The organism is Thermotoga sp. KOL6, from assembly GCF_002866025.1.
Lineage (GTDB): Bacteria > Thermotogota > Thermotogae > Thermotogales > Thermotogaceae > Thermotoga.
In genome coordinates this window covers 400,675-419,880 of record NZ_LNDE01000001.1, presented here as the reverse complement: position 1 = coordinate 419,880, position 19,206 = coordinate 400,675, and the positions used below count along the sequence as shown (strand labels likewise).

The following is a 19,206-nucleotide window of genomic DNA, read 5'->3' as shown; positions in this document are numbered from 1 at the left end:
CCCCTACCTGGAAATTCTACCACTTAGGGTTAAAATATCTTGAGAGGTGATACAGATGAGAATTATTTTCTTTGAATCGAATAGGGATCTTTTTGAGGAAGCGTTGAAAATAAGAAGGAAGGTTTTCATAGAGGAGCAGGGTGTATCCGAGGAAGATGAGATGGATGGGAAAGATTCAGAGGCATTACACGTTCTCTTAGAAACCAGCGGAAAATTCGTGGGAGTTGCTAGAGTGAGAAAGATCGACAGGGATACTTTTAAAATAGAACGTGTGGCTATTCTCAAAGAAGAACGAAACAAGGGATATGGAAGACATTTGATGAAAGAGATAGAGAAGGAAATTGTGACCAGAGGAGCAAAAAGAATCGTTTTGAACGCCCAAGTACGAGTGAAAGGGTTCTATGAGAAGCTTGGTTACACGGTGGTAGGTGATATTTTTTACGAAGCGAACATCCCGCACGTGAAGATGGTGAAGGTGGTGGGAGGATGAAAATAACTCCTCTCATGGAACAATACTTGAGGATAAAGGAACGTTACAAAGATTCCATACTTCTCTTCAGATTAGGAGATTTCTACGAAGCGTTCTTCGAAGACGCACACACGGTTTCCAAGGTTTTGAATATCGTTCTAACGAAACGACAAGATGCTCCTATGGCGGGTATACCTCATCATGCGTTGAACACTTATTTGAAAAAACTTGTCGAGGCAGGATACAAAGTTGCTATTTGTGATCAGATGGAAGAACCTTCCAAATCTAAGAAGCTCATCAGAAGAGAAGTTACACGAGTTGTGACTCCTGGTTCTCTAGTAGAGGATGAATTTCTTACAGAGACGAACAACTATATGACTGTCTTCATATTCGAAAATGGCAAATATTGCGCCGTCTTCTGCGATGTTTCAACCGGAGAAGTGTTGGTGCACGAGAACACTGATAAACAAGAAGTATTCGACCTAATGAAGGCCTATTCCATTTCTGAGATAATCTGTCCCAAAGAGTTGGTAGATGATCTCAGAGAAAGGTTCCCAGGTGTTTATATCGAGGTGATCGATGATTGGTATTTCTCCAACCCGGAAGAAGAAGTGAAAAAGGTGTATGGTGTAGAAGATGTTCACCATTTTGAGCTTTCAGCGGTATCTCTGAAAGCACTTTCAGCGTTAATAAAATACGTAAAGTACACGATGATAACAGAAAATCCTAACCTGAAACCACCGGTTCTCATGTCTCAAAAGAACTTTATGCTTTTAGATTCTGCAACTGTAGAGAATCTTTCTCTCGTTCCCGGAGAAAAGGGAAAAAACCTGTTTGACGTTTTGAATCACACAGAAACTGCTATGGGAGCGAGACTTTTAAAAAAATGGATCTTACATCCCCTCGTTGACAGAAACAGGATAGAGGAGAGACTCGACATCGTTGAAAGGTTTAAAGAAGATAGGATCAAGTTGGATAGAGTAAGAGAGTTGCTTTCGAATGTGAGAGATCTTGAAAGGATCGTTGCGAGGATAGAATACAACAGAGCTGTTCCAAGAGATCTTGTATCATTGAGGGAAACTCTGAGAGTTCTACCGAAACTGAACGAAGAGATTTCTACCTTTGTTTCTTTGCATAAGCTGGTGTTCCCGAAAGATCTTCTCGATCTTTTGGAAAGGGCGATAGAAGATGATCCTACAGGAAACCCCGGCGAAGGGAAGGTTATAAGGAGAGGTTTTTCGCGAGAGCTGGATGAATATAGGGATCTTCTCGAACACTCTGAGGACAAATTGAAAGAATTTGAGGAGAAAGAACGGCAAAGAACAGGGATACAGAAGTTGAGAGTAGGGTACAATCAAGTCTTTGGCTATTACATCGAGGTGACGAAAGCCAACTTGGATAAGGTGCCCGATGATTACGAAAGGAAGCAAACACTTGTGAATTCGGAAAGATTTGTAACTCCAGAACTGAAAAAGTTTGAGACAAAAATAATGGCTGCAAAAGAGAAGGTTGAGGAGTTGGAAAGAGAACTTTTCAAAAACGTGTGTGAGGAGGTAAAAAGACATAAAGAAACTCTTTTAAACATATCTGATGAACTTGCAAAAATAGATGCTCTCTCCACTCTGGCTTATGATGCCATACTTTATGGTTACACAAGACCTCAATTTTCCGAGAATGAAATGAAGATAGAGGGAGGAAGACATCCTGTTGTCGAAAGATTCACAAGAGATTTTGTGGAAAATGATGTGTACATGAATGAGGAGAAAAGATTTCTAGTAATAACTGGACCGAACATGAGTGGGAAGTCTACTTTCATAAGGCAGATTGGATTGATAGCTCTCATGGCACAAATTGGCTCTTTTGTGCCCGCGCGAAGAGCTGTTCTTCCGATATTTGATAGAATCTTCACAAGGATGGGTGCCAGAGACGATCTTGCGGGTGGCAGAAGTACCTTTCTCGTCGAGATGAACGAAATGGCGTTGATTCTTCTGAAAGCTACCAAAAGAAGTCTGGTGTTACTAGATGAAGTAGGTAGAGGAACTAGTACCCAAGATGGAATCAGTATTGCCTGGGCAATCTCAGAAGAACTGATTTCGAGAGGTTGTAAAGTTTTGTTCGCAACCCATTTTACCGAACTAACGGACCTTGAAAAGGGCTTCCCTCAAGTTCAAAACAAAACTATCCTCGTTAAGGAAGAGAAAGACAAGGTGATATTCACACATAAAGTTGTCAATGGGGTGGCTGACAAAAGCTACGGAATTGAGGTAGCCAAAATTGCCGGTATTCCAGATAACGTTATAAAGAGAGCACTAGAAATCATAGAAAAGAATTTCAAGCTGAATGATGGAAAGAGGAGGGAAAAGAAAAAGTTTAATCAGCAAATTCCCCTCTTTCCTGTTTAATGGATCTCACCAATTCCACGTAATTTTCATTTTTGAAAATTCCGTATCCCATAACAAGAATAGTGGCCCCGTTCTTTATGAGTATAGAAGCGTTTTCTTCGTTTACACCACCATCGACCATTATCTCTGTCTCTAAACCTAGTTCTTTCACCATTTTGCGTAGATTCCTTATCTTTTCTAGGCTCCTCGCTATGAATCTCTGGCCGGAAAATCCAGGATTGACACTCATTACGAGCACTCCATCGATATCCATTATGATATCAGATAAAAGGAAAACAGGCGTGTGTGGATTGATGGCAACAAAAGCTTGTGCCCCCATGTCTCTTATTTTGTGAACCAATCTGTGAAGATGCGGTGCTGTTTCGTAATGAACAGCTATGATGTCTGATCCTTCTTCAATAAAACGATCAACATAATCTTCTGGATTTGTGATCATTAGATGTACACTTATCGGTAGTTTGGTTTCCTTTCTTAAAGCTTTAAGAACGGGGAGACCGAAGGAGATATTGGGAACGAAGTGTCCGTCCATGACATCGAAATGTATCATGTCCACGTGTTTTTCTACCCTTTTGACTTCATCTGCGAGTCTTGCAAGATCGCAAGCAAGAATAGAGGCGGCTACCTTTATCATTACTTCTTCCCCCTCCCTAGAATCTCGTAAAACATTTTTACGTAATTTTCGTAACGACTCCTTGCTATTTCTCCTGTTTCCATGGCTTCTTTTACTCCACAGCCTGGTTCATCCACATGATTACAGTCAGAAAAGAAACACTGCCTGCTTTCAAACTCTTTGAAATAGTACTTCAATTCATTTGCTGGTATGTCGCTTATTTCCAAGTTTGCAAAGCCTGGAGTATCGACTACATATCCACCGAAATCAAATTTGAGAAGCTGGGCAGAGGTTGTAGTGTGTCGACCTCTCTTCAGCTTCTGTGAAACATCACTCACTCTAAGTTTCAACCCAGGATTGATCGCATTGAGCAAGCTACTCTTCCCCACACCTGAAAGGCCGGCCATTGTGCTTATTTTCCCTTTCAAATATCCCTTTAGCTCGTCAATGCCCAATCCTGTTCTTGCGCTGGTTTTCACAATTGGGTAGAGGATTGAATAGACTTTATACAGCTCTTCTACTTTTTTGAGATCTTCGGAATCGTAAAGGTCCATTTTGTTAATGACAATGATCGTGTCCAAACTGTTTTTTTCAGCGAGTACCAAAAATTTATCGATTATGTAGGTTGGAGTTTCAGGCATTTTCACCGTGACAACCAAGATTACCTGATCCACGTTTGCAACATGAGGTTTGTCGAGTAAATTCTTTCTGTGGAACACATTTTCTATTACACCGGATCCCGTACCATCCGGTGTGTATTCCACTCTATCACCAACGTAGATCTTCAGATTCTGTAAACGAAATTTTCCTCTCAATTTACAGAGGAGTCTTTCCCCCGTCTTTTCGTCTTCAACTGTCACCATATTGGAATGGAAGCTCACCACTACACCTGTTCTACGCAAGCTTTACTCCTCCCCGAGTATCAAAATTACTTCTTTTGCTATAGAATTTGGAGGAGGATACTGCCCCACAACACGACTTCCTCTTCCAATAAAGATGAAGCGATCCTCCGTTTTTAACTCCTCAAACTTCATCCCGACGTAGTTCTGAACAAAGAAATACGTGTCCTTTTTTCCAGTGTCCACCAAAAGGGTAATGGTTCCATTGTGAGGAATTCCTTCCGTCGGATAAATTGCGAGCACTTTGCTCTCTTCTTCGCCGAATGGAAAATATATTATTTCGTATTTCCAACCTGATTTCTTCAAAATTTCTTCCGCTACCGAAAGTTTTATGCCCGAAAGATGTGGAATGATTCTTTTCAAAGGATTTTCATAATATAGATTCACGGTTCTTCCTTTTTTTACTTTGGATCCCGGATGAGGGTACGTGTCAATAACAGTACCAGAAGCAACCTTATCACATATCAAACCAAATTCTTTCAACTTTTCACAAGCTTCGGTTCCAGAAAGCCCCGTAACATCGGGAACTGTTACGAATTGATCTTGATAGAGTTTGATTACAAAAAGAAAAAATAACCCTCCCGCTACGAATCCTATTACTATTCCAAAGAAGGTCTTCATGGCATTGAAAATTTTCTTTTTATTCTCAGTTGTCCGCAAGCGGCCTCAATATCGCTACCCTTTTCTTTCCTAATCTCGGCTTCTATACCGTTTTCGAGGAGTATCCTTTTAAAGGCTAGTAACCTCTGTCTTGAAGGTTTCTTCATAGTCTCCGTGGTCGGATTCACAGGTATTAGATTCACAAACACCTTCAAATTCTTGAGGATTTCAGCAAGCTTCTTGGCGTCGCTGATCTCATCGTTCACTCCTCTTATAAGTACGTACTCTATAGTCACTCTCTTCCCCGTTTTTCTCTGATAAATTTTCAAAGCGTTCAAGATTTCTTCGATCGAATATTTTCTGTTCAACGGTACAAGCTGATCTCTCTTGAAATTTGTTGGTGCATGTAAAGAAAGGGCGAGTTTCACATCGAGGTCTTCCTCGGCTAGCTGGACGATCTTCTCCGGAATACCGACGGTAGAAACAGTTATCCTTCTAATCCCTATGTTACCCATCTTTTTATGATTGAGTATCCTTATACTTTTTACCGTATTTTCGTAATTCAACAGTGGTTCTCCCATTCCCATGTAGACAACATTCCCAATTTTCTTCCTCTCTTCTTTCTCCATGGATAAAATCTGAGCTACAATTTCTCCTGTCGAGAGATTCCGAACAAAACCACTCATACCGGTGGCACAGAACACACAACCCACCGGACAACCGACTTGTGTTGATATGCAGGCTGTTATCCTGTCGGGGTGAAAAAGCATGACAGATTCTATAGTGTTTCCATCTTCGAGTTCCCAGAGGAACTTAGTGGTACCATCTATTTTGGATACCCTCTTATCTAGGAGTTTTAGAAAAGAAATAGCGAAGTACTCTTTCAACAACGCACGATGTTTCTTGGATAAGTTCGTCATCTCATCGAAATCGTTCACTTTTTTGTCGTATACCCAATCCAAAATTTGATCTACCCTATATCGTTCTAAACCTAGACGTGTGATTTCGTTGACCAGCTCTTCGTAAGAGAAGTCGAGTAAGTTTTTCAAATCAACACCTCCCAGTTTGAAATTATACTATATTTGTTTAGGAGGGATCTTGTTTTGGATAAACTTTTTGTGGACATTCTCAAATCAGGTTGTGATGTGAAAACATCTGAAAAGCTTTCCTGTCACACGAGTATAAAAATAGGAGGCAAAGTTAAGTACCTTGCCCTTCCTAACGACGTTCTTTCACTGGAAAAGGTTGTAAGATTACTGAGAAACAATATCCCTTTTCAAATAATGGGACTGGGAACCAACCTTTTGGTTCAAGACGAGGATCTTGAAATGGTAGTCTTGAAAACGGAAAGACTCAACCAGATAGAGATAAAGAGAGGGAAAGTAACGGTAGAGTGCGGGACTCCTTTAAAAAGATTGTGCCTTTTTCTAATGGAAGCAGAGCTTGGTGGGCTCGAGTTTGCTTACGGAATTCCAGGAAGTGTGGGGGGAGCTGTGTACATGAACGCTGGAGCCTACGGCGGAGAGATTGGAGAATTCGTTGAAGCAGTTGAGGTTTTGAAAGATGGAAAGAGATATTGGCTCTCAAAAAATGAAATATCTTTTGGTTACAGAGATAGTTCCTTCAAAAAGGAAAAAGTGATCATTACCCGTGTTATGATGCGTTTCAGAAAAGACAAGAAAGAAGAGATAAGGAGAAAAATGATGAATTTTCTCAAACGTCGTTTGGAGAAACAACCCCTTGACCTTCCAAGCGCCGGCAGTGTTTTCAAGCGTCCAAGACCAGACTTTTACGTTGGTAGTGCTATAGAATCTCTTGGATTGAAAGGTTACAAAATCGGTAACGCGCAGATTTCAGAGAAACATGCAGGTTTTATCGTGAACCTTGGGGATGCCACTTTTAATGATGTGATGCGTTTGATAGAGGTGGTGAAAAAGAAAGTAAAAGAAAAATATGGTGTTGATTTGGAAACGGAGGTAGAGATCTGGTGGAATGGAAAACGGTGACGGATTTTCACAGCGAGAGAATAAACATAAAAAGATCGGAATTCTATGCTACGGCGTTCCCGGTGGAAGGTGAGAGGGACTTCCGGGAAAAACTGAAAATGGTATCGAGAAGAGATGCAACTCACAACTGCTGGGCTTATCGTATTTACTCGACAAACGGTATTTTAGAGCATTCTTCGGATGATGGAGAACCTAGTGGAACGGCTGGAAGACCTATCCTTGGGGTTTTAAAAAAATACGATCTGATGAACGTTGCCATCGTTGTCACGAGGTACTTCGGTGGTGTGAAGTTGGGTGTGAGAGGGCTCATAGAAGCTTATTCCCTCGCTGCAGAACTCGCCGTGAAAGGGTCGAGAATAAGGAATCTGAGTCTTGTAAAGGAGTTCGAAGTGGAGGTTTCTTATTCGGAATTGAACAATATTTTTAGAATGATCGAAACCGCAGGATTGGATCTCGTGAAAACAACTTATACTGAAAAAGGTGTGAGACTGTTACTTCATGGTGCCAAAATCCCAGAAGGAATAGAGGTAAAAGATGTTCGGGATGTGTTAATATAGTGAATGAATCGAAGGGGGGAGTATCGTGAAAGAGCTCGAAGAACTGGAAAAGATGATCGAAGCGATAATCGAAGATTACAAAAATCTCAAGAGAGAGAACAAAGAGCTATGGGAAAAGATAGAAACTCTCAACAAAAAGGTCGTTTCTCTCGAGGAAGAAAAGAGGCAACTTGAGAAAACAATAGAGCATCACAAACGTTCCCTCAATACCTTGGTGGAAAAGATTCAAAGATTTCTTTCTTTTACTACAAATCAGGGGATGATTGAAGATGAAGAAGAAAGTAACGATTAAGCTTGGAAAACGGACCTATAGTCTGGTTACGGATGAGGATACAGAAGTTGTTAGAAAAACCATTGAGAAAATAGAGAAGGATTTCAGACGGTACGAAGAGTTTGTTGACGAAGTGGGAATGGATTACATACTTTTTGTTATGCTTGCAAACACCGTGTTGGAAAACATGAAAATGCTGGAAGAAGTTAGGAACTTGAAGAAAAAACTTTCACAGTTTTTGAAGGACGGTGAATAAAAGCTTTGAAAAGGTTGGTAGTTGTATCCGGACTTTCTGGAGCAGGTAAAACAACTGCTATGGGTTTCTTGGAGGACCTAGGATATTTTTGTGTTGATAACGTTCCAGGGAATATCTTAGAAGAGCTTTTGCGCCTCTTCATGAGTTCTGATCTCGAAAGGATGGCCATAGCGGTGGATGTGCGGAGTGAGCTCTTTGGTGATCCCGTTCAAACGATAAAGAAAATAAAAGAAACAACCAACGCTCTTGTTTTATTTCTAGAGGCTACAAAAGAAGAACTTTTAAGAAGGTACGCTTTGACACGAAGGAGGCATCCTCTCCAAAGGGAGGAAATAGGTTTAGAAGAAGCTATAGAGAAGGAAATTGAAGTGCTTTCACCCATAAAGGAAATAGCAGATCTTGTTGTGGACACGACGAAATTGAATACCCATCAATTGAGAGAAATATTGGCACAATCGCTCATGAACCATTCAGGTAAGATTTCTGTCAGAATAGTGAGTTTTGGCTTTAAATACGGAACACCCATGGACGTAGATTTTATATTCGACGCCCGTTTTCTACCGAATCCACATTATGTACCCGCTCTCTCTCTGAAAACAGGACTAGATAGGGAGGTTGAGGAATACTTCAAAAATTACCCTATCGTTGAGAAATACATTCAACGCGTCTTTGAGGTATTGAAAGTAGCGATAGAAGAGTATAAGAAAACCGGAAGGAGGGTCGTTACAATAGGGATAGGGTGTACAGGTGGTAAACATAGATCTGTCTATATCGCCCATAGAGTATCGGAAATGTTGAAAGAGGAAGGGATTTCGGTGATTGAAAAACATAGGGATTTAGAGAAGGTGTAGATATGAAAGTGGTTGCGATTGGAGGAGGAACGGGTCTTTCTACTCTTCTAAAGGGATTGAAACACTTTCCTGTTTTCGAGGTAACGGCTGTTGTTTCTGTTACAGATGAAGGAGGAAGTTCCGGAAAGCTCAGAAAAGAACTGAACGTACCACCGCCCGGGGATGTGCGGAACAACATTGTGGCACTTGCAGAGGATGAGAATCTACTGGCTAAACTGATGAATTATCGGTTTTCAGAAGGTTCATTGAAGGGGCACAGTTTGGGTAATCTTATCATAGCGGCACTCACGAAAATCGAAGGAAGTTTTTCAGAGGCTATAAAGACTCTAGAGAAAGTTTTGGCTTTAAAAGGTCGAGTTCTACCCGTGAGTGAAGAACATGCGAGGCTCGTGGCAAAATTCGATGATGGAGAAGAAGTCATCGGTGAGATGAACATTGTGAAGAAAGGTAAGAAAATAGAGGAAGTTCGTCTTGACAAGCCTATAAAAGCTCTTCCAGAAGTGATTGAAGCCATCTCTGAAGCTGAGATGATAATTTTTGGACCGGGTAGTCTCTATACCAGTATCATAACGAACGTTCTAGTAGATGGTGTTAGGGAGTCGCTCGCAACTTCAAAGGCTAAAAAAATTTACGTATGCAATCTGATGACCCAACCCGGAGAAACAAAAGGATACAGGGTATCAGATCACGTGAAAGAACTTGAGAAGTATCTTGGAAAGAGTGTCGATTTTGTGATAATAAATACGAGGAAGCCCTCATCAGAAGTTTTGGAAAGTTACAAGAATGAGGGCAGTGATTTTGTTGAAATAGACGTAGAGAATCTCCAAAACGTTGTGCTTGCTGAACCTCTTTTGATTGAAATAGTCGATCCATCGGACGGGAGAAAAAAAGTGAGACACGATCCTTTGAAACTGGCAAGCTTAATAGAGCGGATTTCGAGGTGGTGAACCTTTGAGTCGAACTTTTTCTGAAGAAGTGAAGGAGGAGCTTGTGAGGGCTCCTTTTGGAACCAAAGATGAAATTAGAGCTGAATTGCTCGGTTTTATAAAGTCGAGAGGCGACTTCGATCTCAAAAGGAGGCAACTCATTTTCTCTCTGCATTCTTTTGCCGCCTCAAGGCGGCTTTTGAATTTACTGAAACATCTCTCCGTACCTGTTTTAGAAATAGTTGTGGAGAGAACTCACAATATAAAAAAAAGATTTATAAAAGTTGTGAGTGAGTATTCGGAAAGTTTTATGATGGTGGATCCGTTTTCGGATGTAGCATTGTTCGCTTCTTTTCTAAGAGGGTTGTTCCTCAGTGGAGGTTCGATGACAGATCCCAGGTATCATTATCATTTGGAAATCAATCTTTTCGAAAAAGGTGTGTTGGAATCCACAAAAGAACATTTGAAAAAATATTTTAACATAAAAGCCGGTATCTTAGAACTTCAAAATGCACATAAGCTTTACATAAAGTCGATAAAAGATATTGGTGTCTTTCTAGAGATAATCGGTGTGCAAAGGAAGCTTCAGGAGATAGAACGAGTTGTAACCGAACGAAAGGTAATAAGTGATGTGAACAGGACGGTGAACTTTATAGAGGCTAACGCCGTTAGAACAGCAGAAAGTACCGCTCGTCAGATAAAGGCGATAGAGTTAGTGAAAAAAAGGATCGGATTAGACAAGCTTCCTGAAGATCTCAGAAAAGTAGCATTGGCTCGATTGAGGAACAAGGAACTTTCCTTAAGAGAGCTAGGTAAGAGATTGAATCTAACAAAATCTCAATTGTATTCCAAATTGAAAAGAATAATAAAAATGGCTGAAAGGTTTGGTGATGTAAAATGAAATGCCCATTTTGTGGGTCTATGGATACAAGGGTTTTGGATTCAAGACCAACGCTCGATGGAGCTGCTATCAGAAGAAGAAGAGAATGTGTTGCGTGTGGGAGAAGATTCACAACTTATGAAAGGTACGAAGAAGCTCCCGTGCTCGTGATAAAAAAGGATGGAAGAAGGGAAAAATTCGACAGAAACAAGATAAAAAATGGTATGATAAAAGCTTGTGAGAAAAGACCCGTTACCTACGAACAAATCGAAGAAGCAGTGAACAGAATTTGTTTGAAACTGAGAGAAGAAGGTCTTTTTGAAGTGGAGACGAAAAAAATCGGTGAATTGGTTATGGAAGAACTCAAGAGGTTGGATCAAGTCGCTTATGTGAGGTTTGCGTCGGTTTATCGTGATTTCAGAGAAATTGATCAGTTCCTAGAAATTGTGAAAGAACTCAAAAAGGAGAAGGAGGGCAAAGAAAAATGAAAAAGATCCGTCTTACGCGTGAAGGGTATGAAAAATTGAAACAAGAGCTTGAAGAATTGAAAAGGAAATTCATGTATGAGATTTCCGAAAGAATAAAGGAGGCTAGAGAACTCGGAGATCTCTCTGAGAATTCAGAATACGAAGCTGCGAAAAACGAACAAGGTCGTGTAGGAAGTAGGATCATGGAAATCGAGCAAATTCTGAGCAATGCAGAGATCATAGAAGATTCAGAAGAAGGAGATGAAGTCACATTGGGAAAATGGGTGATCGTCAAGAATCTGGATACTGGTGAGGAGCACAAATTCAGAATAGTCACACCCCAGGAAGCAGATTTCTTCTCTCAAAAACTGAGTTCGGATTCCCCTCTTGGGAAAAGTCTTCTCGGCAGAAGGGTTGGAGACGTTGTAAAGGTGAAAGCGCCAAGTGGTGTACAGAGATATCAAATTATAGCGATAGCAAGCAAGTGACGGAGGTGATTTTGTGCTCAAGGAGTTCAAAGAACAACGAATCAAAGAGATCCAAGAACTCCGTTCTATGAAAATAAACCCTTATCCCTATCGTTTTGTCAAGGAGATGTCAGCTAGCGAAATAAAGGAAAAGTATGATTATCTTCAAGCTGGAGAGGTTTTAGAGAACGAAAAATTAAGTTTTGCCGGTAGAGTAATGTCAGTTCGTCACCATGGAAAAACTGCTTTTTTTCATTTGAAGGATGATACCGGAAGAATACAATCTTACATAAGAAGTGATACCGTTGGTAAAGAAAAGATGAACCTTTTCAAAAAACACGTGAAAATAGGGGATTTCATAGGGGTCAAGGGTTTTCCTTTTAAGAGTAAAACAGGAGAGTTGACGATATATGTTGAGGAGTATGTTCTTTTGAGCAAAGCGTTGCGTCCTCTTCCAGAAAAGTGGCATGGAATCAAGGACAAGGAAATCATATATCGACAGAGATATCTGGAGTTGATTGTTAACGATGAAGCCATTGAACGTTTTAGGAAGCGATTCAAGGCTATTCAAATAATCAGGGAATTTTTAAACAGCAGAGGTTTTGTGGAAGTGGAAACACCGATACTCCATTATGTAACGGGAGGTGCTGAAGCAAGACCTTTTGTAACACATCTCAACGTTTTTGATATCGATATGTATCTAAGAATAGCGCCGGAACTTTATCTCAAAAGGTTAATCGTCGGTGGGTTTGAAAAAATCTACGAAATAGGAAAGAATTTTAGAAATGAAGGGATATCGTACAAGCACAGTCCAGAGTTCACAAGCGTTGAAATATATCAAGCATACGCTGATTACAACGATATGATGGATCTCACAGAAGAATTGATAGTGGAGGTGGTGAAAAAGACCTGTGGGACTTTGAAAGTCGTTTACCAAGGTAAAGAGATCGACTTTACACCTCCTTGGAAAAGAGTACGAATGAGAGAATTCTTACAGGAGAAACTTGGTGTTGACATTTTAGAAGATAGAGATGAGGTTCTTTTGAAAAAATTGGAAGAGCATGGAGTGGAGGTAGAAATCAAGAACAGGGCCCATTTGATAGATAAGCTCAGGGATATCGTTGAAGAAGAACTAGTGAATCCTACGTTTGTCATCGATCATCCAGTGGTGATCTCTCCTCTTGCCAAAAGACATCGCGAAGATCCTCGGCTCACAGAGCGTTTCGAACTTATAATATTTGGAAGAGAAATCGCTAATGCCTTTAGTGAATTGAACGATCCCGTAGATCAGTACCAAAGATTTTTGGAGCAAGCTAGAATGAGGGAAGAAGGTGATGAAGAGGCTCACATGATGGACATGGATTTCGTGAGAGCATTAGAGTACGGTATGCCGCCCACTGGGGGGTTAGGAATAGGACTCGATAGATTGTTCATGTTCATTACAGATTCCCCTACGATAAGGGATATCATTCCTTTCCCTCTAGTTAAACCCAAAAAGTTCGAAGAAGAAGAAGCGGAGTTTGAAGGAGGGATCGAAGAATGAGAAGGTGGATGAAAAAATGGCAGGGAGTTATCATTTGGGTAATAGCCATAGCTTTCGTTGTGGGAATGATTTGGTGGTCTGTAGCAATAAACTTGAGGAGTGGACGAAGTCGAGCGAATTACACCATAGACCAAAGTCTCGCCTACATCACCAAGGATGGTACTGCTCTTGACAATCCCACATACTGGCTTATGCCTTGGGAGGTCAACGATTATTATTCCAACTTGCTGAGTTCATACAGGCTCACCTCTTTAGATCCTCTTTTTGAAGAGCCTAGACTCAAAGCCCTGATAGCGGATGTTTTTCTTCAGCAGAAGGTGGTGCTTTATTATGCTGAAAAAAGTGGTTTGAAGCCTTCCGACAAAGAAGTGAAGCAGGAAGTTAAGAACGTTATAGCCGCGATAGAGAAAGATCAAAATCAACTCAATCAAATAAAGATGAAGTATGGAAGTCTAACGAACTATGAAAAAAATTATCTAGAACCACAGATACGTATTCAACTCACCGTGAAGAAGGTACAAGAGACAGTTGGGGAAGTGTCAGAAGAAGAAATAAAGCAATACTTTGAAGAAAACAAGAAAACTCTTCAGAACAAATACGATAAGGTGGACTTGGAAGCTATTTCGTTCGATAGTACTTCAACCGCTCAAGAATTTGTATCCAGAGCGAAAGAGCTAGGTTTCGATGAAGCGGCCTCGGCTTTAGGTTTGACAGTCCAACCTTTCTCCAACGCTTCAAGAGGTATTTTCCCAGATGAGATCGATGCCGTTCTTTTCAGTGCGACTCCAGGATCGATTGTTGGTCCTTTCAACTTTTTGGATCAATGGTACGTCTTCAAAGTAAAGACTTCTTCCGTACTTTCCGATTACGATGTGTTCCAAAACAGTGATGCATACAATGAAGTAAAAACACAGCTTGAACACGAGAAGTTTCAGAAGTGGTTGGAAGAATTCATGAAATCGGAAAATCTTTCTTATGAGTTCAATGACAAATCCTTGGAATATTGGTGGAAATATTTGAAAAACAAGGAAAATCTTTTTGAGAACTTGAGTACACTTCTTTTTGAGAACAACACACTTGTAGAGGAAACACCGGATGAACTAAAAGCGTTGTATGTGATACTAGTCGATACAGAACTCCAAAATCTCACAAGAGAGATGACAGAATTGACTCAATATGAGGATTCTCTCGAAAAGTCTCAGAGACCAGACGAGGACCTCATAAAGAAGTATGGAGAGCTCACAATTAACGAGATCAAATCAAGGAAAACGGAGATAGAAAACAGAAAGAAGCTGTTAGAAGAGAGAAAAAGAGCGGTTGTGAATTATCTCTATGAAAATTATCCGTCTTCCACATATGTTCTCGAGTACGCGTATCAAATGAATCCCAGCGATATAAACATCAGATACAACTATTATTCCAATCTTTACAACCAGATAAAACCGTACCTATCAATCGGTAGTTACGATACGAACCAGATTTTCAGAGTTATGCTTGGGCTTTACACCGTTGCCAACGCGACGGACGCTGCTACCAATATAAGACTGGATTCTTACTACATGCTCTATGATATGAGTGTGGCATTGAAGGATCCTACGTCCGCGAAACTTTACCTCGACGAGATGAAAGAAATCGATCCGAATTTCATGGATTACGAGTCTGCCTACAACAAGGTGGAATCGCTTATAGAAGAATTGAAAACTGAAGAATCTACTCCTTCTACAACAACGGGTGAGTGAAAATGAATGGTTATTTTTTGATGATACTTCTCGCTGTAAAATTAGTTCTTTTCTACGTTTCAACACTTAATTCTTTTGGGATTTCTGTCGTTTTTAGTACAATCGGGTGGGTCTCGATTCTCTTCTTGGTTTTCAAAGGAGGGCACAGACTTCTATACACTGTGCTCTCCATTTTGCTATTTATTGATTACTTGTATTTTCAAAATTTTGGAAATCTTCCTTCCATAACGGCGATTACCCTTCTTCCACAAGTGGGAGAAATGGGAAGAGACATAAAGTATTTCATCGACTTTTATTCTCTTCTTTTCCTGGCGGATCTTCCGTTCGTCTGGCTTTTCTTTAAAGAAACCAGAAGAGAAAAGTTCGGCCTTCCTTTTATTGGAGCTTTGGTTCTTTCCTTCGTTTTTATTGGTGCCATTCATACTTCTCAGAGTTTGGATTCGAAGTTTGTTTTCAACAGATACGGTGTGTTCGACTATCACCTTCAAGATATAATCGATCTTTTCTTCTCGGAGAAGAAAAAGGAAGAGAACACCGGCTCACCGATCGTTGAAAAGAATCCTGTATCCTCTCATGAGAGATTCTTCGGGATCGCGAGAGGGAAAAACATAATAGTTGTTCAGATGGAATCTTTACAGAATTTTCTCGTTGGTCTCGAAGTAAACGGTCAGGAAATCACCCCAAATATAAACGCTTTTTTGAGAGACAACGATACACTGTACTTTTCGAAGTGCTATCAGCAGGTTGGAAGTGGAAACACAGCAGATGCGGAGTTTGTTGTTAACACTTCTCTTCATACTTTAGGAGACTCGGTGGTTTACGAAGAATATCCCGTCATAAAACTTCCAACACTCCCGAAAATAATGAAAGCGAACGGATACCACACAATCGCTTTCCATGGAAACGTTGCTTGGTTTTGGAACAGAGAAGAAGTTTACAAACACATCGGGTTTGACGAATTTGTGAGTCTCGAGGATTTCAAGCCGGATGAAATATTTGGAATGGGATTGGCTGATGTTTCTTTTTTCAAGCAGTCAATGGAAAGGCTAAAAAACTTCCCCAGACCTTTCTACGCTTTCTTGATTACAATTTCCAGTCACACTCCTTTTGTCATACCTGAAGAACACAGAAAATTGGATCTCCCAGAGGAAATCAGGGATACAATTGTTGGTCACTATCTTCAGTCTGTTCATTATGCAGACGAAGCTTTCGGAATTTTTTTGGATGAACTCAAACGCTCTGGACTGTATGACAATACAGTGATCATATTGTATGGAGACCATGCAGGACTGTATCCATTCAATCGGGAAGTAAAATCAATCATGCCCAAGCTTCTAGGTAAAGAATACTCCTTTGATATAGCACTCAATATTCCTTTTGCTATACATGTACCGGGAAGCAACATTCATCGTGTTGTCGAAACGGTAGGAGGCCAAATCGACTTTCTCCCCACGATTTTGAACATCTTGGGAATAGAGTACAAAGAAGGATTTTTCATGGGACAAGATCTTTTGAACACGAAGCATGGATTTGTGGCGCTAAGATATCACGTTCCGGACGGTTCTTTTATAGATGATGAACGGGTGTTCATAGTTTCGTGGGATGGAAGACTGGATAAGAGTTTTTACCTGAACAAAAAAACAGGGGAAGGCGGAAATTACGTAGAATGCTTGGATGGATACGTGAGAGCTATTCAACAGATAGAAGCTTCCAAATATTTCATACTCAGGAATTGCGAGCCCCTCGCTGCCGAAGAACAAATTCATACTTCTTCAAGATAAACAATGAGTTTCTCTTCCCCTATTTCTAGGCGTGAGACAATAAGATCTTCGAAAATTTTCGATATCTTCCTTGGGTATATGTAGATCTCGTTGCCGTAGATCTCTAATCCTTCTCTTTCCAATCTTTGTTTGAACATATCCATCAAGAAGGAAGGAATACCTACTTTTAGAATAACTGGATCCTCTGGTTTTTTTTGAGTTGAAAGGACCTTCACTTTTAGAGATATGGAAAAGGGAAAAGATCCATGTTTCAATTTCACTATTATGCTTTCTTCATCCTTTGACAGCGAAAAATGAGATATTCCTTCGGTACTTTTCAAGACGATCTTCTCTATAGTGGAAAAGGAAGCTTCTAGTTTCAGCATTTAAATCCCTCCTCAGTTACATTTTATCAGGAGGTGAATTGAGTTGTGAAATTTTTGTTTGTCTCTGATCTCCATTTCACTCACGTTTTTTTGAGAGGACTTGAGAGAATAGCGAAAGAATTCGATGTTTTGATAAACTGCGGAGATATTTGTGGCATCACCAGTCCATTTAAAAAGACACATCCTGAGGATCTCAAGGAATATTTGGAATTCATGGATTCCTTAGGGATAGATCATTACTTCATCTTTGGAAACGACGATTATGTATTCGAGTATCATCCTAGACACTTATCGGAGCCTAGAGAGATAGATGGGATATGGCTCGTGCCCTTTGAGTACGTACCTACCACACCGTTCAACACGAATAGAGAGAAAACAGAAGAAGAGCTTAAGAGAATGTTAGAAGAAATGGAACCTCCTACACCTTTCATCTTTGTTTCGCACGCTCCTCCGTTCGGAATACTGGATGTAGGAGGAAGAAGTATGAAACATCTAGGTAGCGTTGCTATCAGAGAGTTTGTTTTTGAGAAAAGACCTTTACTGCATGCGTTTGGACACATACATGAATCTCCAGGTCATGAGATTTGGAACGGTATACATTTCATAAACTGTTCTTGGGGAAACGCATTTCTTGTGGAGATAGAAGAAGGAAACATTATCGAGGTGAAAAGATATCAACTTGATCTGCTTGTTTGAAACATCTTCTTTACGCTCTTCACAGTGAATCTTCCCCATACAAAGGTTATAGCAGCAGAAACTGTATTGCCGAGGACAATTCCCCACCACACTCCAATGAGGTTTGTTTTCAAAACAAAGACAAAGAACCACGAGAAAAAAACTTGCATAACGATAGTTCTCATGATGGTTACGATCAAACTCTGTAAACCTTTGCCAATACCCTGGAACATGGAGGAAGTAAACATACCAAACGGAACCCCAGGAAGGAAAAGACCGAGTATCCTGAGAGCTGTCACCAGATCATTATAAATTTCCATCCCTTCTTGGGAGTAAGTGAAGACTTTTGCGATGAGTGGAGCAAGGAAAAGAATTAAGATCATGACAGAAACACCTATGAGAAAACCTAACTTTACAGCGTAGAGATGAGCAGTTTCGAGCTTTTCAATGTTTCTTTCTCCAAAAGCGGCACCGGTGACAGAAGTCACTGCCATGGCCATTCCGATGAGAGGCACTGTTCCAAAGTTGATAACCCGCCAGACACTGGTGAAAACCGCTATACCGCTATCACCACCAGCTTTCACGGTGAAGATGTTCAGCACGTAAACGGCGATGGACATGGTGGCTTGTGCGAGTGAGGCAGGTATTCCTATCTTCAGAATTTGTCCAAGAATTTTACCGCTCCATCCCAGAGTAAAAGAGACATATGTATCTCTCTTGAAAAACAACCAGTATGCAATAAGGAAAGAAGAGAAAGCAATAGAAAGAACTGTTGCGTAGGCTGCTCCTCTTATTCCAAATTTGAAAACGTATATGAAGACAGGGTCGAGAGCTATGTTTAGAAACGATCCAACGGTGATGGCTATCATGGCACGTTTCGTATCACCCTCTCCACGAAGAACACCGTTTGCCACGTTGTTGAACATTATAAGTGGAATAGCATAGATTAAGATGGTTGAATATTCTAGTGCTAAATAAAGGGTTTCACCATGTGCCCCTGCGAACTTGAGTATCGATGAAATGGTTGGCAAGAAAATTGCTATCCCGATTAAACCTGTGACAATGGACAAAGCTATAGACATCGAAGCTGCAAAATCGGCCCCTTTTTTATTTCTCTCACCTATCTTTTGAGCTACAACAGAACTTGCTCCAACTCCTATTCCGGCGGCGAGAGAAATGATGATCATGAATATGGGGAAAAAGAGTCCAATAGATGCGAGAGCTCGTGTTCCCAATCCTGCTACCCATATGCCGTCCGCGAGATTATAAATGGTTTGAACTAACATAGCTATCATCATGGGAATTGATAGTTTCACTATTGCTTTTGTTGGATCGCCTCTCAGTAACTTGGTTCCTCTTGTCTCCCTTTCCAATTTCGTCACCTCCAAATTGATTCTATCATCGAACTATCTTGGGATGCTACAATTGTAGCGAAGGAGGGA

General features: G+C 40.5%; 21 protein-coding genes. 15 read left to right on the top strand and 6 right to left on the bottom strand.

Translation table 11 applies throughout. From position 1 onward, the window contains the following. Positions 1–55: 55 nt before the first annotated feature. Positions 56–490, top strand: coding sequence for a GNAT family N-acetyltransferase (locus AS005_RS02130; protein ID WP_101510038.1), 435 nt, complete (start codon positions 56–58; stop codon positions 488–490). Continuing rightward, entirely contained in the window at positions 487–2,871 is a 2,385-nt protein-coding gene (mutS, locus tag AS005_RS02125; RefSeq protein ID WP_101510037.1) for a DNA mismatch repair protein MutS, read from the top strand. Before AS005_RS02130 ends, mutS begins: the two co-directional genes overlap by 4 nt. Here mutS and rpe read toward each other — a convergent pair. From rpe to rlmN, 4 genes are read right to left on the bottom strand one after another with little or no spacing between them, the layout of a single operon-like run. Further along, on the bottom strand, positions 2,840–3,502 hold the full coding sequence (rpe, locus tag AS005_RS02120) for a ribulose-phosphate 3-epimerase (RefSeq protein ID WP_101510036.1): 663 nt from the start codon (positions 3,500–3,502) through the stop codon (positions 2,840–2,842). The genes mutS and rpe overlap by 32 nt on opposite strands. Next, positions 3,502–4,383 (bottom strand): ribosome small subunit-dependent GTPase A, encoded by an 882-nt coding sequence (rsgA, locus tag AS005_RS02115; protein ID WP_101510035.1) that lies wholly within the window; start codon positions 4,381–4,383, stop codon positions 3,502–3,504. Before rsgA ends, rpe begins: the two co-directional genes overlap by 1 nt. Positions 4,384–4,386: 3 nt before the next feature. Beyond that, the gene (locus AS005_RS02110) at positions 4,387–5,040 is read right to left on the bottom strand and encodes a PASTA domain-containing protein (RefSeq protein WP_233186203.1); all 654 of its coding nucleotides are present in this window, start codon (positions 5,038–5,040) and stop codon (positions 4,387–4,389) included. Beyond that, entirely contained in the window at positions 4,998–6,029 is a 1,032-nt protein-coding gene (gene rlmN, locus AS005_RS02105; protein WP_101510033.1) for a 23S rRNA (adenine(2503)-C(2))-methyltransferase RlmN, read from the bottom strand. The genes AS005_RS02110 and rlmN overlap by 43 nt, the downstream gene beginning before the upstream one ends. A gap of 54 nt (positions 6,030–6,083) precedes the next feature. On the opposite strand from rlmN, the gene murB reads away from it, so the two are divergent. From murB to AS005_RS02045, 12 genes are read left to right on the top strand one after another with little or no spacing between them, the layout of a single operon-like run. Beyond that, positions 6,084–6,986 (top strand): UDP-N-acetylmuramate dehydrogenase, encoded by a 903-nt coding sequence (murB, locus tag AS005_RS02100; protein ID WP_101510032.1) that lies wholly within the window; start codon positions 6,084–6,086, stop codon positions 6,984–6,986. After that, the gene (locus AS005_RS02095) at positions 6,968–7,543 is read left to right on the top strand and encodes a YigZ family protein (protein ID WP_101510031.1); all 576 of its coding nucleotides are present in this window, start codon (positions 6,968–6,970) and stop codon (positions 7,541–7,543) included. Before murB ends, AS005_RS02095 begins: the two co-directional genes overlap by 19 nt. Positions 7,544–7,568: 25 nt before the next feature. Then, positions 7,569–7,835, top strand: coding sequence for a hypothetical protein (locus AS005_RS02090; protein ID WP_101510030.1), 267 nt, complete (start codon positions 7,569–7,571; stop codon positions 7,833–7,835). After that, positions 7,813–8,070, top strand: a complete 258-nt coding sequence (gene zapA / locus AS005_RS02085; protein WP_101510029.1) for a cell division protein ZapA — start codon at positions 7,813–7,815, stop codon at positions 8,068–8,070. Before AS005_RS02090 ends, zapA begins: the two co-directional genes overlap by 23 nt. Positions 8,071–8,075: 5 nt before the next feature. Continuing rightward, the gene (rapZ, locus tag AS005_RS02080; RefSeq protein ID WP_101510028.1) at positions 8,076–8,921 is read left to right on the top strand and encodes an RNase adapter RapZ; all 846 of its coding nucleotides are present in this window, start codon (positions 8,076–8,078) and stop codon (positions 8,919–8,921) included. A 2-nt stretch (positions 8,922–8,923) separates the two neighbouring features. Next, positions 8,924–9,868 (top strand): YvcK family protein, encoded by a 945-nt coding sequence (yvcK, locus tag AS005_RS02075; protein ID WP_101510027.1) that lies wholly within the window; start codon positions 8,924–8,926, stop codon positions 9,866–9,868. A 4-nt stretch (positions 9,869–9,872) separates the two neighbouring features. Then, entirely contained in the window at positions 9,873–10,748 is an 876-nt protein-coding gene (gene whiA, locus AS005_RS02070; protein ID WP_101510026.1) for a DNA-binding protein WhiA, read from the top strand. Then, on the top strand, positions 10,745–11,215 hold the full coding sequence (gene nrdR, locus AS005_RS02065; RefSeq protein ID WP_101510025.1) for a transcriptional regulator NrdR: 471 nt from the start codon (positions 10,745–10,747) through the stop codon (positions 11,213–11,215). The genes whiA and nrdR overlap by 4 nt, the downstream gene beginning before the upstream one ends. Further along, positions 11,212–11,682 (top strand): transcription elongation factor GreA, encoded by a 471-nt coding sequence (gene greA / locus AS005_RS02060; RefSeq protein ID WP_101510024.1) that lies wholly within the window; start codon positions 11,212–11,214, stop codon positions 11,680–11,682. Before nrdR ends, greA begins: the two co-directional genes overlap by 4 nt. Positions 11,683–11,695: 13 nt before the next feature. After that, entirely contained in the window at positions 11,696–13,204 is a 1,509-nt protein-coding gene (gene lysS / locus AS005_RS02055; RefSeq protein ID WP_101510023.1) for a lysine--tRNA ligase, read from the top strand. Beyond that, positions 13,201–14,943: a peptidyl-prolyl cis-trans isomerase gene (locus AS005_RS02050; protein ID WP_101510022.1), complete on the top strand. Its 1,743-nt coding sequence runs from the start codon at positions 13,201–13,203 to the stop codon at positions 14,941–14,943. Before lysS ends, AS005_RS02050 begins: the two co-directional genes overlap by 4 nt. Before the next feature lie 2 nt (positions 14,944–14,945). Continuing rightward, positions 14,946–16,724: an LTA synthase family protein gene (locus tag AS005_RS02045; RefSeq protein WP_101510021.1), complete on the top strand. Its 1,779-nt coding sequence runs from the start codon at positions 14,946–14,948 to the stop codon at positions 16,722–16,724. On the opposite strand, the gene AS005_RS02040 is transcribed toward AS005_RS02045, so the two are convergent. Next, complete coding sequence (locus tag AS005_RS02040) at positions 16,706–17,089, bottom strand: hypothetical protein (RefSeq protein ID WP_101510020.1); 384 nt, start codon at positions 17,087–17,089, stop codon at positions 16,706–16,708. The genes AS005_RS02045 and AS005_RS02040 overlap by 19 nt on opposite strands. Positions 17,090–17,134: 45 nt before the next feature. Between AS005_RS02040 and AS005_RS02035 the strand changes: the two genes are divergently transcribed. Further along, positions 17,135–17,785, top strand: coding sequence for a metallophosphoesterase (locus AS005_RS02035; protein WP_101510019.1), 651 nt, complete (start codon positions 17,135–17,137; stop codon positions 17,783–17,785). On the opposite strand, the gene AS005_RS02030 is transcribed toward AS005_RS02035, so the two are convergent. Continuing rightward, a complete protein-coding gene (locus AS005_RS02030; RefSeq protein ID WP_233186202.1) occupies positions 17,764–19,137 on the bottom strand; it encodes an MATE family efflux transporter in 1,374 nt (457 codons plus the stop codon). The two genes, AS005_RS02035 and AS005_RS02030, sit on opposite strands and share 22 nt — an antisense overlap. Positions 19,138–19,206 lie beyond the last annotated feature (69 nt).

Bases quoted from the DNA above. Each gene is read 5' to 3' on its own strand.
- rpe (WP_101510036.1), bottom strand. From the start codon at position 3,502: ATGATAAAGGTAGCCGCCTCTATTCTTGCTTGCGATCTTGCAAGACTC.
- mutS (WP_101510037.1), top strand. From the start codon at position 487: ATGAAAATAACTCCTCTCATGGAACAATACTTGAGGATAAAGGAACGT.
- AS005_RS02045 (WP_101510021.1), top strand. From the start codon at position 14,946: ATGAATGGTTATTTTTTGATGATACTTCTCGCTGTAAAATTAGTTCTT.
- AS005_RS02050 (WP_101510022.1), top strand. From the start codon at position 13,201: ATGAGAAGGTGGATGAAAAAATGGCAGGGAGTTATCATTTGGGTAATA.
- greA (WP_101510024.1), top strand. From the start codon at position 11,212: ATGAAAAAGATCCGTCTTACGCGTGAAGGGTATGAAAAATTGAAACAA.
- AS005_RS02040 (WP_101510020.1), bottom strand. From the start codon at position 17,089: ATGCTGAAACTAGAAGCTTCCTTTTCCACTATAGAGAAGATCGTCTTG.
- AS005_RS02130 (WP_101510038.1), top strand. From the start codon at position 56: ATGAGAATTATTTTCTTTGAATCGAATAGGGATCTTTTTGAGGAAGCG.
- nrdR (WP_101510025.1), top strand. From the start codon at position 10,745: ATGAAATGCCCATTTTGTGGGTCTATGGATACAAGGGTTTTGGATTCA.
- zapA (WP_101510029.1), top strand. From the start codon at position 7,813: ATGAAGAAGAAAGTAACGATTAAGCTTGGAAAACGGACCTATAGTCTG.
- yvcK (WP_101510027.1), top strand. From the start codon at position 8,924: ATGAAAGTGGTTGCGATTGGAGGAGGAACGGGTCTTTCTACTCTTCTA.